The sequence below is a fragment of the Sphaerisporangium sp. NPDC049002 genome (genome assembly GCF_040649355.1).
Taxonomy (GTDB): Bacteria; Actinomycetota; Actinomycetes; order Streptosporangiales; family Streptosporangiaceae; genus Sphaerisporangium.
Map to the genome: position 1 here is coordinate 92,207 of NZ_JBEZFH010000001.1, position 12,892 is coordinate 105,098.

General features: G+C 66.4%; 14 protein-coding genes. 10 read left to right on the plus strand and 4 right to left on the minus strand.

The genetic code is table 11. The features are described 5' to 3' along the window. Positions 1-24: 24 nt before the first annotated feature. Both AB0B89_RS00465 and AB0B89_RS00470 read left to right on the plus strand, forming a co-directional pair. Positions 25-1,560 (plus strand): aldehyde dehydrogenase (NADP(+)), encoded by a 1,536-nt coding sequence (locus tag AB0B89_RS00465; RefSeq protein ID WP_358545940.1) that lies wholly within the window; start codon positions 25-27, stop codon positions 1,558-1,560. A gap of 32 nt (positions 1,561-1,592) precedes the next feature. Next, positions 1,593-2,372, plus strand: coding sequence for an alpha/beta fold hydrolase (locus tag AB0B89_RS00470; RefSeq protein ID WP_358545942.1), 780 nt, complete (start codon positions 1,593-1,595; stop codon positions 2,370-2,372). Between the two features lie 6 nt (positions 2,373-2,378). Here AB0B89_RS00470 and AB0B89_RS00475 read toward each other — a convergent pair whose 3' ends face one another. Both AB0B89_RS00475 and AB0B89_RS00480 read right to left on the minus strand, forming a co-directional pair. Then, positions 2,379-2,543 (minus strand): hypothetical protein, encoded by a 165-nt coding sequence (locus AB0B89_RS00475; RefSeq protein WP_358545944.1) that lies wholly within the window; start codon positions 2,541-2,543, stop codon positions 2,379-2,381. Positions 2,544-2,771: 228 nt separating this feature from the next. Beyond that, positions 2,772-3,917: an acyl-CoA dehydrogenase family protein gene (locus AB0B89_RS00480; protein ID WP_358545947.1), complete on the minus strand. Its 1,146-nt coding sequence runs from the start codon at positions 3,915-3,917 to the stop codon at positions 2,772-2,774. 389 nt (positions 3,918-4,306) lie between these two features. On the opposite strand from AB0B89_RS00480, the gene AB0B89_RS00485 reads away from it, so the two are divergent. Next, a complete protein-coding gene (locus tag AB0B89_RS00485; protein ID WP_358545949.1) occupies positions 4,307-5,518 on the plus strand; it encodes a hypothetical protein in 1,212 nt (403 codons plus the stop codon). Between the two features lie 83 nt (positions 5,519-5,601). Then, positions 5,602-6,363 (plus strand): class F sortase, encoded by a 762-nt coding sequence (locus AB0B89_RS00490; protein ID WP_358545951.1) that lies wholly within the window; start codon positions 5,602-5,604, stop codon positions 6,361-6,363. Positions 6,364-6,435: 72 nt separating this feature from the next. Here the strand turns inward: AB0B89_RS00490 and AB0B89_RS00495 are convergent, their stop codons facing one another. Together AB0B89_RS00495 and AB0B89_RS00500 are read right to left on the minus strand one after the other, a co-directional pair. After that, positions 6,436-7,878: an ATP-binding protein gene (locus AB0B89_RS00495; RefSeq protein WP_358545954.1), complete on the minus strand. Its 1,443-nt coding sequence runs from the start codon at positions 7,876-7,878 to the stop codon at positions 6,436-6,438. Positions 7,879-8,023: 145 nt separating this feature from the next. Next, positions 8,024-8,440: an ATP-binding protein gene (locus tag AB0B89_RS00500; protein WP_358545957.1), complete on the minus strand. Its 417-nt coding sequence runs from the start codon at positions 8,438-8,440 to the stop codon at positions 8,024-8,026. A gap of 159 nt (positions 8,441-8,599) precedes the next feature. On the opposite strand from AB0B89_RS00500, the gene AB0B89_RS00505 reads away from it, so the two are divergent. The 6 genes from AB0B89_RS00505 to AB0B89_RS00530 all read left to right on the plus strand — a co-directional run bounded on the left by AB0B89_RS00505 (position 8,600) and on the right by AB0B89_RS00530 (position 12,878). Continuing rightward, complete coding sequence (locus tag AB0B89_RS00505; protein ID WP_358545959.1) at positions 8,600-9,403, plus strand: helix-turn-helix transcriptional regulator; 804 nt, start codon at positions 8,600-8,602, stop codon at positions 9,401-9,403. Then, positions 9,394-9,633: a DUF397 domain-containing protein gene (locus AB0B89_RS00510; RefSeq protein WP_358545961.1), complete on the plus strand. Its 240-nt coding sequence runs from the start codon at positions 9,394-9,396 to the stop codon at positions 9,631-9,633. The genes AB0B89_RS00505 and AB0B89_RS00510 overlap by 10 nt, the downstream gene beginning before the upstream one ends. A gap of 8 nt (positions 9,634-9,641) precedes the next feature. Then, complete coding sequence (locus tag AB0B89_RS00515; protein WP_358545963.1) at positions 9,642-9,881, plus strand: DUF397 domain-containing protein; 240 nt, start codon at positions 9,642-9,644, stop codon at positions 9,879-9,881. A gap of 265 nt (positions 9,882-10,146) precedes the next feature. After that, positions 10,147-10,491 carry a hypothetical protein gene (locus AB0B89_RS00520; protein ID WP_358545965.1) on the plus strand — a complete coding sequence of 115 codons (345 nt, stop codon included), beginning with the start codon at positions 10,147-10,149 and terminating at the stop codon, positions 10,489-10,491. Positions 10,492-11,041: 550 nt separating this feature from the next. After that, a complete protein-coding gene (locus AB0B89_RS00525) occupies positions 11,042-11,983 on the plus strand; it encodes a hypothetical protein (protein ID WP_358545968.1) in 942 nt (313 codons plus the stop codon). A gap of 70 nt (positions 11,984-12,053) precedes the next feature. After that, positions 12,054-12,878, plus strand: a complete 825-nt coding sequence (locus tag AB0B89_RS00530) for a class F sortase (RefSeq protein WP_358545971.1) — start codon at positions 12,054-12,056, stop codon at positions 12,876-12,878. The last annotated feature ends 14 nt before the right edge of the window (positions 12,879-12,892 follow it).

A 12,892-nucleotide genomic window follows, 5' to 3' on the forward strand; every position in this document is an offset into this window, starting at 1 on the left:
ATCGCACTCCCGAAGGAAACAGCGATGCGTTCTCATGCTCCCGAGCCGGCGAGCTTCCGGGCCACGTCCCCGCTGACGGGGAAGGACGGTCCCCCGATCCACGAGGCCACTTCGGCCGAGGTCACGGCGGCCGTCGCGGCGGCCACGGACGCGTACCGGGAGCTGCGGACCTGGCGGCCGTCCCGGCTCGCGGACCTGCTGGACGCCGTGGCCGCCGCGCTGGAGGACCGCGGCGGGGAGATCGTCGCGGCGGCCCACCAGGAGACGGGCCTGCCCGTGGCCGCGCTGGAGGGAGAGTCGCTCCGCACCGTCGGCCAGCTCCGGATGTTCTCCCGCCTGGTGCTCACCGGCCGCCCGCTTGAGGCGACGATCGACCACGCCGATCCCGGTGCCGGCCCGCCCCGCCCCGACCTGCGCCGGATGAACGTGCCGCTCGGTCCCGTCGCGGTGTTCGGGGCCAGCAACTTCCCGCTCGCCTTCGGCGTGGCCGGGGGCGACACGGCGTCCGCCCTGGCCGCAGGGTGCCCCGTCGTCGTCAAGGGCCACCCGCTGCACCCGGTCACCTCGTCACTGTGCGCGGAGGCCGTGGACGCCGCACTCAAAGCCGTCGCGGCGCCCGCCGGGACGTTCGCCCTCCTCCAGGGAGGCTCCCACGCGCTCGCCAGGCACCTGGTCGCCGAGCCGGGGATCAAGGCCGTCGGCTTCACCGGATCGACGACCGGGGGGCGGGCGCTGTACGACCTCGCCGCCGCCCGGCCCGAGCCGATCCCGGTCTATGCCGAGATGGGCAGCGTGAACCCGGTGGTCGTCACCGGCTCCGCGCTGCGGGCGCGCGGCGCGCGGATCGCGAAGGAACTGGCCGCGTCGCTGCTGCTCCGTACCGGCCAGCTCTGCACCAGCCCGGGGCTGCTCTTCGTGCCCGAGGGCGAAGACGGTGACACGCTGGTGGACGAGCTGCGCCGCGAGCTGGCCGCCGGGGCGGCGGGGCCGATGCTGAGCGCGGGCATGGCCGAGGCGCTGACCACGGCCCTTGAGGAGGCGTGCGCGACGCCGGGGGTGCGCCTCGCGGCCGGGGGGCGGCGGCTGTCGGACGTCGAGGTCGAGAACACCCTGGTCGTCGCGGACGCCGGTGCTTTCCTCGCCCGGCCGTACCTGCGTGAGGAGCACTTCGGGCCCGCGTCCATCCTGGTCCGGTACGGTTCGCGGGCTCGGCTGCTGTCGATGCTGGACCTCCTGCCGGGCAGCCTGACGTTCACGCTCCACGCCGAGCCGGAGGAGGACCTCGGCGAGGTGGTGGCGCTCGCCACCGAGCGGTCCGGGCGCGTCGTCTTCAACGACTACCCGACCGGGGTCGCGGTGACCGAGGCCATGCACCACGGCGGACCGTACCCCGCGACCAGCTCAGCCGCCCACACCTCGGTGGGCACCGCCGCGATCCGCCGGTTCCTGCGGCCGGTGGCGTACCAGAACACGCCCGACGCGGTCCTGCCTGAGGCGCTGCGCGAGGGCAACCCGCTCGGGCTTCCCCGCCTCGTCGACTCCGAGTGGACACGTCAGTGACAGGGCCGGGGATGGATGCTTGACTCGGGCGCATGGAACTGGCCTTCGAGCGGCGCGGCTCCGGGCCGCCTCTGGTGTTGCTGCACGGTATAGGTCACCACTGGCAGGCCTGGGAACCCGTCCTCGACCTGCTCGCCACCTCGCGTGACGTCATCGCCGTGGACTTCCCCGGGTTCGGAGCCTCGCCTCCGCTGCCGTCCGGCGTGCCGTACAACGCCGAGACCCTCACAGACGCGGTGGAGTCCTTCTGCGCCCGCCTCGGGGTGCGCGAGCCGCACGTGGCGGGGAACTCGCTGGGCGGCTACGTCGCGCTGACGCTGGCCGCGCGGGGCGCGGTCCGGTCGGCCACCGCGCTGTCGCCCGCGGGGTTCTGGTCCGGCGCCGAGCTCTTCCTGACGCGGGCGATCCTGCGGGGCATGCGCGAGCTCACCCGGTCGCTTTCCCCGGGCCGTACGGACGCGGTGGCGAGGTCCGCGGTGGGGCGCGCGCTGTCGGTGGGGCTGATCGTCGCCCACCCCTCGCGCATGACCCCCGAAGCGGTGATCGCGGGCGGTCAGGCCCTGCGCGCCGCGGTGGGCTTCGATCAGACGCTCGCCGCGTTCTCCTCGATCGTGCCACCGGGACGGCCGAAGGCGCCGGCCACGATCGCGTGGGGAGAACACGACCGGGTGCTGCTCCGTCGGCAGGCCGTACGGGCGGCCCGGTGGTCGGAGCAGCGGGTCAAGCTGCTGAGGGGATGCGGGCACGTCCCCATGAGCGACGACCCCGGGCTGGTCGCCCGGGTGCTGCTGGAGGGCAGTTCGCGCACGTGAAAGGTGTCAGCGCTGGGTCTGGGTGTAGAGGGCGAGCATCACGATCATGAAGGTGATGACGACGCCGGTGTAGGCCACCGGGCCGAACCGCAGCGTCCGGCGGACGCGGTTCAGCGCCCAGACGAACAAGAACGCCAGGAAGACCAGCAGGATCAGTCCGCCGTTGTCCATCGCCACCGCCTCCGGGAGCCCGCTCTCTGGAACCCGCTGTCGCCGGCCCGCCTGAGGACCCGGCTATGGCCGGCCCGTCTGGGGATCCCGCGTCTCGGGAGCCTCCGCTGACCAGTATGCGGCTCATCCTCGCCCAACGCGGGAACGTGCGCCGAGCGCGCCGCGTTTTCCGGCGGCCCGGCGTGGGTTCGCGAGGTTTCGGCGGACCTGCTTTCGTGGGCGGGTGGGTCAGAAGCCGAAGGAGCGGCCGATGATCTCCTTCATGATCTCGGTGGTGCCGCCGTAGATGGTCTGGACGCGAGAGTCCATCCAGGCCTTCGCGACCGGGTACTCGGTCATGTAGCCGTAGCCGCCGTGCAGTTGCAGGCAGCGGTCGATCACCTTGTTCTGCAACTCGGTGGTCCACCACTTCGCCTTGGCGGCGTCCACGACGGTGAGCTCCTTGGCGTTGAGCGCTCGGATGCACTTGTCCACGTAGTGGCGAGCGATCTCCACCTCGGTCGCCAGCTCGGCGACGACGAAGCGGGTGTTCTGGAAGGCGCCGATGTTCCGGCCGAAGGCCTTACGGGTCTTGCAGTACTCGATGGTGATCTCCAGCACCGCCTCCGCGGCCGCCACCGCCGCCACGGCGATCGACAGGCGCTCCTGCGGCAGGTTGTTCATGAGCTGGAAGAAGCCCTGGCCCTCCTCGTCGCCGAGCCGGTTGGCCACGGGGACGCGGACGTTCTCGAAGAACAGCTCGGCGGTGTCCTGCGCGTGCATGCCGATCTTTTCGAGGTTGCGGCCCCGGGAGAAGCCGTCCATGCCCCGCTCGACGACCAGAAGGGTGGTGCCGCGCGCCCCGGCCGCCGGATCGGTCTTGGTGACGACCACCACGAGGTCGGAGTTGATGCCGTTCGTGATGAACGTCTTCTGACCGTTGACAAGGTAGTGGTCGCCGTCGCGTACGGCCGTGGTCCTGATGCCCTGGAGGTCGCTGCCCGCGCCTGGCTCGGTCATGCCGATGGCGGTGATCAGCTCGCCCGAGGCGAAACCGGGCAGCCAGCGCTGCTTCTGCTCGTCGTTGGTGAGATCGACCATGTACGGCGCCATGATGTCGTTGTGCAGGCCGAACCCGAGGCCGGTCGCGCCGTTCCTGATGATCTCCTCGACGATGACCGTGTTGAAGCGGAAGTCGGTGATCCCGGCCCCGCCGTACTCCTCGGGGACCGTGAAGCCGAACATGCCGATCTCGCCGGCCTTCTTCCACACCTCGCGGGGGACGATCCCGTCCTTCTCCCACTGCTCGTGGTGGGGTACGACCTCACGGGTCATGAACTCGCGCACGGTCTCACGGAAGAGCAGGTGCTCCTCCTCGAAGAGGTCTCGCTGCATTCGTTCCTCCTTGGGGGTACGCCCACCAGAATACGATTCTGGTCGTCAGCGGGGCATCTCAGGCTGGTCATGTCGCGAGCGGGGTGAACGTAACAAATCGGCTACGTTCTGTGCGGACGACTTATCCGTAAGGTCGCCATAAGAGTTGAAAGTCATACGATCTACCTTCGGCCGCTATCCAGGCCGCCGGGGGCGATCGGAGGGCGATCTTGAACGCGTGGGGATCCAAGGTCCGTAGATCGCTGGCAGCGGCGGTCCTGGGCGCCTGTACGAGCGTAGTCCTGCTCCCGGCCGCTCCTAGCGCAGCCGATACGGATCACTACATCTACACCTATACGTGTGACCCGCCAGTCGGGTCGCCCACCCAGACCCCGGCCGAAACGGTCAAAGTGGATGTATCAATCCCGAAGACCGTCGAGGTTGGAAAGCAACTCCCGCTGGCGTGGACTTTCAGTGACTCTAAGTTGATTTCAACTGCCGACTCCAAAGCCGGAGGCTCGGTACTCATCACTGCGACCGCCAGGGTGGGAGGACTGTGGCAAGGCTGGCTTGACTCACTTGGGACCAAGGACCAACCGCAACTCACGGCCGAAAAGACGAAATTGGAGTTGCCCACAGCGCTGACCGGAGCCGTTGCCACCAGCAAGGAAGGGAAGATCACGATCACTCCGGCTGAAATGGTCCTGAACTTCTCCCCGCCCGCCGGCAACACCACATACAACAACACCCACATTGCTCCTGATGGACCTATCATCGCGTACAAGGATAAATCTGGAAATTCTCCGGGTGGGTGGGAACTTTCCGATTCTAGTAAACGGCCTGGTATCGATGACATCGACGGGGATGTACACCAGACGACCCACGAAGGTGACCGGGTAACGGTCACGTTCACCGGCACCGGCCTTCAGTACATCACCGAACGGCATGCGCTGATGGGCCCTGGTGACGTGGACTTCCCTCAGTCCAAGAAACCTCTCATCTTCGATGCGTCCAAAGAGAAGGACGGGACCGCCGTACCGCAGAATATGCGCAGGACTCGGCAGGTTCTGTGGGAAGACCTCAACCTGGACTATGGGACGTATACCGCTACGTTCATCAATAAGACTGGCGCGTACATGCTGGTCGATGGCTTCACTGTGATCACGGATATCGAAAAGATTAAGCCGGAACTGTTCCAGCGGAGATGTCGTCCCTTAGTTGAGAACCCGACCATGATGACGGTCGACGTTGTGGCGAGTTCCAGCAATGGGAACGGGTCGAACGATGGAAATAACGGCAATGGACAGGTCACTGATGGAGATGATTCGGCTCGGGGGGTGATTGTGCTTTCTGGTGGGGGGCAGGGGCATGGGGCTCCTACGGCTACGGCCACCGCCACCAAGACGGCCAAGCCCACCACCACGTCCAAGGTCAGCAAGACCCCCCAGGTGCGCGTGACCCCCAAGGGCGGCGCGCACACGGGTGAGGCTCCGGCGAACCACACCTCATCGTCACTCCTGATCGGCTACGGCACCACGCTGACGCTGGGCGTCATAGGCGGTCTCGCGCTGAGACGCCGCCGGGCCGTACACGGGAGCGCTGATCGAGGAAGCCTCGGTTGAGCGGGCCGCTACCACCCGGGCACCCGTCCACGGGCGGCGAAACTGCTCCCGCCCGGAGGCGCTGGACGGCCGCTCTGCTTCCCGTGCTCCTGACCATCGGCTCCCTCGCCGGAATCGGCGTCGTGATGGCCGGTCTGCTGGCGTACCTCTCGCCCTCACAGGAGACCGGATCAGCGGCCGGGGCGGAGCCGACACCGATGATCGCCCAGATGTCTCCGGTGGACGCCGCGACGGACGCGCCCTCGGCCGACTCGCCGGCCCTTGATCCAAACACCGATCCAGCGGCGGCCGGGTCGGCGACGGTGGGCCCCGGGGGAGTCGGCGTACCCCTCGTGGAGGCCGCGACCACGGCCCCGCCACCGGCCCCCGCCACCGTGCCGGTGCGACCGCTCGGCAAGTCGGCGCCCACGAGGATCCGGATCCCGGGGATCGGCGTGGACGCGCCGCTGCGCTCCGTAGGGGTCGAGAAGAACGGCGAGATCGAGGTGCCACCGCTCAGCCGGCCCAAGCTCGCAGGGTGGTACCGGCTCGGCCCGGCCCCTGGCGAGATGGGCCCGGCGGTGATCCTCGGGCACGTGAACACCACGCGCGGCCCCGCGGTGTTCAGCCGGCTGCGCGAGCTCAAGCGCGGAGACAAGATCACGGTCGTACGTGCCGACGGCTCCACCGCGCGGTTCACGGTCGACGGCGCCGAGCAGGCGAGCAAGAACCGGTTCCCGACCAAGCGGGTGTACGGCCACGTCGACAGCCCGAGCCTGCGCCTGATCACCTGCGGCGGCGTCTTCAACCCGCGAGCGCACAGCTACACCGACAACATCATCGTGTACGCGACACTGTCGGGTTGAGGGGTCACCCCAGGCGATCTTGTAACGACGCGACGTCGATGCCTGGTCCCTCTGCGCTGAGACGCCCGGGCCTCAGCCGTACAGATCGTCGAGTCCGACCAACTCGACCTCACCCCGTCTCCCCGCCCGCACCAGATCCTCGCTGAAGCCCGCTCCCGAATAGCACGCCAGGCGGGTTTCCGAGGTGTCGTACTTGTCGTTCCTGCGGATGAGGTCGCGAATGCGCTTGAGGCGTTCGAGGTGCCCGAGCCCCATGATCTCGCCCCATTTGACCTCACCGATCGCGAGCAATGGCGGTTTGCCATCGTCCGTGTGCCCGATGACCGTGACGTCCAACTGGTTGGTGGTCCGGTTCGCTGGGTCGTTGACGGTCCCGGCGGTCACCTGGGACGGCCAGCCGCCGAAACGATCTTCCGCGAAGTGCAGCGTCCAATCGCGGCACAACCACTCGAAGTGTGGTCCCAGGACGTTTCCGGTGAACCTCTTCTTGGCGCGCTGCCAGATGCGGTCGGTGTCGATGCCGCGCATGAGTTGCGGCCAGAAGGGGCGCATGATCGCGTGGTAGAAGGTGAGCAGCGGTTCCCGGATCCGGAAGTCGGTGCGGTTCCCGCGGAAGGCGTCGGTCTCACGCGCGATCAGCCCGGCGTCCTCCAGCACCGTCAGCGGGTGGGAGAGCTCGTTGCTCTTGCGGCCCACGTATCCCGCGATCCCACCTCGCCCGCTGTTGCCTTCGGCTATGGCGCTGAGGACCGAGTGGTAGAGGGCACCGTCTCGCAGGTCCGGTTCCTCCGCGAGGAGATACCTGGCCTCCAGGAACATTGGGCTCCCGGGAGACAGAAGGGCGCGGACGACCCAGGCGTCGAAGTCGTCGAGCCCTTGGGGCGCGTCGTAACGGATCATCTCGGTACGGTAGGCGGGGGTGCCGCCGACAACGGCGTGCACGAGCAAAGCGAGCCGGGGATCGCTGAGTCCCCAGAACCGCGCGGCGAGTCGGTAGTTGAGCGTGTCCACCGGCAGGTCAAGCGACGCGCGCCCGCGCAAGGGCGCGTTGCCCGAAAGCAACCCGCCCATGAATGACATGGCCGAACCGCAAAGCAGCAGTCGAGTCCGCGAGGACGTACGTTCAACTCTGCGCGGAGAGTAGGCGCCCTGGATGATCGAGGGCAGAGCGGGATTGGCGCGTGCGAGGTAGGGAAACTCGTCGATCACGATGGGAACCGGTCGGTCCCTGCCTATCCGCAGCAGGGCATCGATCACCATGGACCAGTTGGACGGCGTGAACGGGATCAACGGATCGAGGTACTGGGTCAGTGCCGCTCCGATGAGTGCCAGCGACTCGGTGTCGGTCGCCTCCTGCGCGGAGAAGTAGAAGCCGCCGAGTTCCTGGCACAGCGACTCCAGCAGAAAGCTCTTGCCCTGGCGGCGGCGACCCGAGACCACGCCGAGTGTCGCGCCCGGCTGCTCATCGGCAGCGAACCTCACCAGCGCCGACCACTCGCGGTCACGATCGAACATGTCTGCCGGCTTCTGCATCCGCGTCCCGCCTAAGAGTTCTACAGTTATCAGAAGTGTACTTCTCTCAGCTCTTGATCTTGGTGGAGTGACCTCGAACGCGGTGACTCGCTCGCTGGGCTGAGGCGCGGTCTCGGGCCGTGCGCGGCTAGGCCTGGGGCCAGGCGGCGAGCTGGAACCATACGGACTTGCCGTGGGGGTGGAGGTTCCAGCCCCACTTGTGGGACAGGGCTTCGACGATCGCCAGCCCTCTGCCGGTCGTCTCCATGGAATCGGCGCTCCGCATATGCGGAAAGGCCATGCAGGAGTCGTACACGTCCACGGTCATCAGCCGCCCGTCACGGCAGACGGCGACGCGCACGGTGCTCGCGGCGGGAATCGTCATCGCTCCGTGAGTCAGCGCGTTCGTGACGACCTCCGAGGCGAGTAGTTCCGCGATATCCGGCACGTCGTGGGCCGCCTTCCAGTCGGCGGCGACGTCCCGTACGAAGCGACGAGCGGACGCGACGCATTTCAGGTCGCGCGGTATCCACTTCTGCCCCAGTAGGGCGACGCGATCGTCCATCCCATGGTGGTATTCGGATGGTGCTACGTGACTCCCCATGGCCCCAGTCATGATCTCTCTCCTTGCTGCGTATTTCGCATGCCAAGGGTGGCAAGATGGGGCTACGCTCGGTAGGCGAACAGTTACTAATAGGCAGCTTTGAACGTCAGGCTGTGTTCGTTGAACCTCGGCGATTGGGGCACCATGGTCGATCAGTTCACACCCCAAGCCATTTGGGGCAGAGAGCTCCGCCACTACCGGCAGGCGGCGGGCCTCACACAAGCTCAGCTAGCCCAGAAGATCCACTTCAGCGAGGGGCTGATCAGCGGCGTGGAGACCGGCCAACTCCCGGCCAGCCCCGAGTTCGCCCAGTCCTGCGACACCACCCTCACAACGGGCGGCGCCCTCCACCGCCTCCTCGACTGGAGACGCGGGCAGCGGTTTCCGTTGTGGTTCGGCAAATGGAGGGACAAAGAGCAGGCCGCCACGGTGCTGCGTGCTTATGAGCCACTTCTGGTTCCCGGCCTCCTTCAGACAGAGGCGTACGCGCGTGTGGTTCTGCGTGGTGACGAGATGGCGTTGGCCGCCCGCATGGATCGTCAAGCCATCCTCACTCGTGATGATCCAGAGCCACCCATCTTCCGATGCATCATGGATGAAGCCGTTCTTTCTCGGCCGATAGGAAGTCCCAAAGACATGAGAGAGCAGCTCGACCATTTGGTTTCCATGGTCGGTCCGAGGTTGAGCGTCCAAGTCGTACCGCATGGCATGCACCCGGGCTTGCTTAGTGGCTTCGTTATCGCGACGCTTGACGGTGGAACCGATGTAGCTTACGTGGACACGGCTCTACGTGGGCTCACTGTCAGCGAGCAGGACGAGGTTGACCACGCGGTGCAGAGATTCGAGTCCATCAGGACCGAAGCGTTGCCGCTTCGCATGTCGTTGGACCTCATCAAAAGGACGGCAGACGAAAAATGGACCTGAGCAAGGCGCAGTGGCGTAAGTCGACCTGGACTGGAGACAACGGGGGCAACTGCGTGGAGGTGGCGGAGCTCACGGACGTCGTCGACGGCCCTGGTCACAAGGCGGAGTATCCAGAGCTGATCGCCGTGCGTGACTCGAAGGATCCCGATGGCCCGAAGCTCTTCTTCACTCCTGCCGAGTGGGATGCCTTCCTGAACGGCGTCAAGGCCAACGAGTTCGATCGCAGTTAGGACGCCTGATGGACTTGAGCAAGGCACGATGGCGTAAGTCGAGCTTCAGCGGCAACAACGGCGGCAACTGCGTCGAAGTGGCTGATCTGTCAGGCCGCGCGGATGAGTGGGGCCGTGAGTTCGGGCTGGTCGAGCTGATTGCCGTACGAGACTCGAAGAATCCCGACGGTCCAAAGCTGTTCTTCGTGCCGGACGAGTGGGCTGTCTTCCTCGACGGGGTGAAGGTCGGCGAGTTCGAGCGCGAGTAGCCGTAGCTGACGTTCGAGCCGCCCGCTTGGGGCGGCTCGAACCGTTCCGAGGCGTCAGGCGCGGGTTCACCTACGTCAAGGACACCCAGTACACACCGACGGCTCGGATGGCCGAACGGACGTACGGGGCGACCGGCCTACGCCGACCGGGAAATGGAGAGGACGATTGGATTGGGAGAGCGGCAGCGATCTCATCGGGTGTGACGATCCTGGGGAGGTCGAGGCCGCGTTCGAGCGGGTAGAGCGGTTTGTCGGGATCGCAGTCATGGGGCTGGCCTTGTGCGTCCCGGATGCCGGGGTCGTCGAGCCGCTGGTCGTGCGGGCCTTGCGGTCCGACCGTGTGCGGGTTCGCCTGGAGGGGTTGACCGCTCTGAGCCACATGGTCCGGATCACGGGTGAGGTCGACCAGTCGACACTCAAGCTCCTTCGCTCGCTGATGCGGAGTCCCGACCCGGAAGTCAAGGAGCACGCCGGCAGGGTCGCGAGGGACGTCTGGATCTTCGTCCCGCACTTCCGGCTACCGGCCTGGTTATGGGTCCGGGCAACGGTCCGTGCGCTGCGCTGGTGGTTGGTGAATCGATGGTGGGGCATCACGGGGAAGTACAAATGACGTGCTGAGCACTGATTGGGCAACCGCATGGGGATGACTACGTAGTTTGCCGGCTTCTGGACTGTGCCTACGAGGCCCGCCTGCTTGGGTCGGCTGGGTGACTCCGTCTCGCTGAGGTTTCTACCTGATCATCTTGTTCGTCATCCGGTACGGCATGGCGTGGACGCCCGAGGCGCTCGGGTGGGCGTCGGGCGTGATCTTGGCAATCGCATCCTCGCAGATCAGGTGCTCCTTCTTAATTTAAACGATCTTCAAGACCCACAAAGCGGTGAATAGCTGAGGTCGGTGTATGGGTGTATTCGCGGGCCAGCGAACGGGGGTCGGGTGGTTGCGATGAGTCACTGTCTGAGGCCTGAAAACGGACGCAAGGCTACTGTGGCCACATCGGCGTGTACGCAGAGCTATCGGTGGTCGGCTGTCGTGAATGATCTGACAAATTAAGTTAGCTGATCCGCATGTCGCTGACCTGCGGTTATGCCTCCAAGAGGTGATGGGAACCACCAAACCACAGCGAGCTGGGACGAAGCCTCCGTAGGATCTCTACTGAACTGTGACCAGAGACTGGGATCCTGATACGCCTGGCAAACCGGTCAACGCCGCTGAAATGGAGATATACGTGCTGAAGTCACAGGCACGCCGTCGCATCGCCACCAAGGCTGCCGTAGCCGGAGTCATCAGCGCAGGCGTCATTTTCGGTGCCATGCCGGCCTTGGGAGCCCTCGTAGGCCCCAGTCCGGTGAGCTACACGTGCAACGACGGCACTGCACCATACAACTTCAACTTGACGTTGACCGGCCCGGTGGCGACGCCGTCACCCAACCAGGCTGTGACAGTGACCTGGGTCATATCGCAAGTGATCGCGACGCCGGCTGTGACGGCCTCGGCGTCAGTCCCACTAGCCAGCTACATCTACGTCGAGGGCAATCTGGTTGCGAGCGGCACTCCGGTTGCAGTGGCCCCGATCACCTTGAAGCCGATTGCGTCTCAGGTTCCGTTGACCACACTTGAAGGCGGTGACCCTCTTCCGATCCCGACTATGACCGCAACCGTCACCCCCACGGCCACGGGTTCGTTCACTGTCAAACCAGATCAATTCATCATTCGTGTCGGTAGTAGCACTGCGCCGGCTGCCTATACGTGCACCATCGCTCCATCGGCCAGTCCAAGCACCGCGACTCCTCCTGCCCTTGCGGTGGCGGTCGCCTCGCCAAGTGTGTCAGCGACCGATATGGACACATCTACTCCCACTCCCACGCCGACGCTGACCCCCACTACGTCAAAGACCCCCAAGCCGACCCACACCGTCTATGAGACGGTGACCAACAAGCCGTCGCAGCAGGTGACCAAGAAGCCGGGCGGCGGAGCGGCTACCGGTGGTGGTGGGGACGCGGGGCCTGATGGGCGTACGTTCGTGCTGGTCGGGACGGTTCTGGTGTTCGGGGCCGGAGTGGGCGGGCTGATGATGCGCCGCCGGCGTCCGAACCGGGGCTGATCGGGGGTCCGGGGTGACGATGCCGCCCGAGTATCCGCCGTCCGAGGGCCATGACGGATATCCACAGCCTGTGCACGGACAGCAGTACATGCAGCCGGTCTACTACCAGTACCCCCAGCCGGGCGGTCAGTGGCAGCAACCGGAGCCGCAGGTCGACCGTGGGCAGATCATGCGGGCGGTCCTCATCCTGGCCGCCGTCGCCGGGGTGGTCACGGTGGTCGTCGGGCTGCTGTTCATGGCCGGCGCGCCCGAGGAGTACGGCCTGACCGACGCCCGTACGTCACTAAAGATCGCGCAGCCGCCCGCCGGGCCGGCCTTCGCGCCGTCGGTCGGACCGGGCGGCCCCGGACAGCCGCTGACCCAGGCGGACCCGACGGCGCCGCCCCCCGTGCCCTCGCTCCCGCCCGCGCCCGCGATGCAGCCGTCCACCCCGAAGCGGCTCATCATCAAGAAGCTCGGCATCGACGCGCCCATCAAACCGGTCGGCACCGACAAGAAGGGCGCGATCGAGACCCCGCCGATCAACAACCCCAACCTGGTCGGCTGGTACCAGTTCGGCCCGACGCCGGGCCAGGCGGGGCCGGCCGTGGTGCTCGGCCACAAGGACACGACCACGCGCGCCGCCGTGTTCGAACGGCTTCACGAGCTCCAGAACGGCGACACGATCGAGGTCACCCGCATGGACGGCACGATCGCGATCTTCACCGTGGGCGGTGTCGAGCAGGCGGACAAGCAGACGTTCCCGACCAACCGCGTGTACGGCAACGCCGAAGCGGCGGAACTGCGCCTGATCACGTGTGGCGGCACCTACAACCGCTCGACCGGCCACTACGTGGACAACGTCATCGTCTACGCGAGGATGACCAGCACGAGCAAGGGCTCCTCTCGCCGCTGAACGGTCCTTCCTGC

What these genes read in the sequence shown, in the direction of transcription:
- AB0B89_RS00475 (WP_358545944.1), bottom strand. Translation starts at nt 2,543, where the DNA reads ATGGACAACGGCGGACTGATCCTGCTGGTCTTCCTGGCGTTCTTGTTC.
- AB0B89_RS00500 (WP_358545957.1), bottom strand. Translation starts at nt 8,440, where the DNA reads ATGGACGATCGCGTCGCCCTACTGGGGCAGAAGTGGATACCGCGCGAC.
- AB0B89_RS00480 (WP_358545947.1), bottom strand. Translation starts at nt 3,917, where the DNA reads ATGCAGCGAGACCTCTTCGAGGAGGAGCACCTGCTCTTCCGTGAGACC.
- AB0B89_RS00470 (WP_358545942.1), top strand. Translation starts at nt 1,593, where the DNA reads ATGGAACTGGCCTTCGAGCGGCGCGGCTCCGGGCCGCCTCTGGTGTTG.
- AB0B89_RS00510 (WP_358545961.1), top strand. Translation starts at nt 9,394, where the DNA reads ATGGACCTGAGCAAGGCGCAGTGGCGTAAGTCGACCTGGACTGGAGAC.
- AB0B89_RS00520 (WP_358545965.1), top strand. Translation starts at nt 10,147, where the DNA reads ATGGGGCTGGCCTTGTGCGTCCCGGATGCCGGGGTCGTCGAGCCGCTG.
- AB0B89_RS00465 (WP_358545940.1), top strand. Translation starts at nt 25, where the DNA reads ATGCGTTCTCATGCTCCCGAGCCGGCGAGCTTCCGGGCCACGTCCCCG.
- AB0B89_RS00495 (WP_358545954.1), bottom strand. Translation starts at nt 7,878, where the DNA reads ATGTTCGATCGTGACCGCGAGTGGTCGGCGCTGGTGAGGTTCGCTGCC.
- AB0B89_RS00515 (WP_358545963.1), top strand. Translation starts at nt 9,642, where the DNA reads ATGGACTTGAGCAAGGCACGATGGCGTAAGTCGAGCTTCAGCGGCAAC.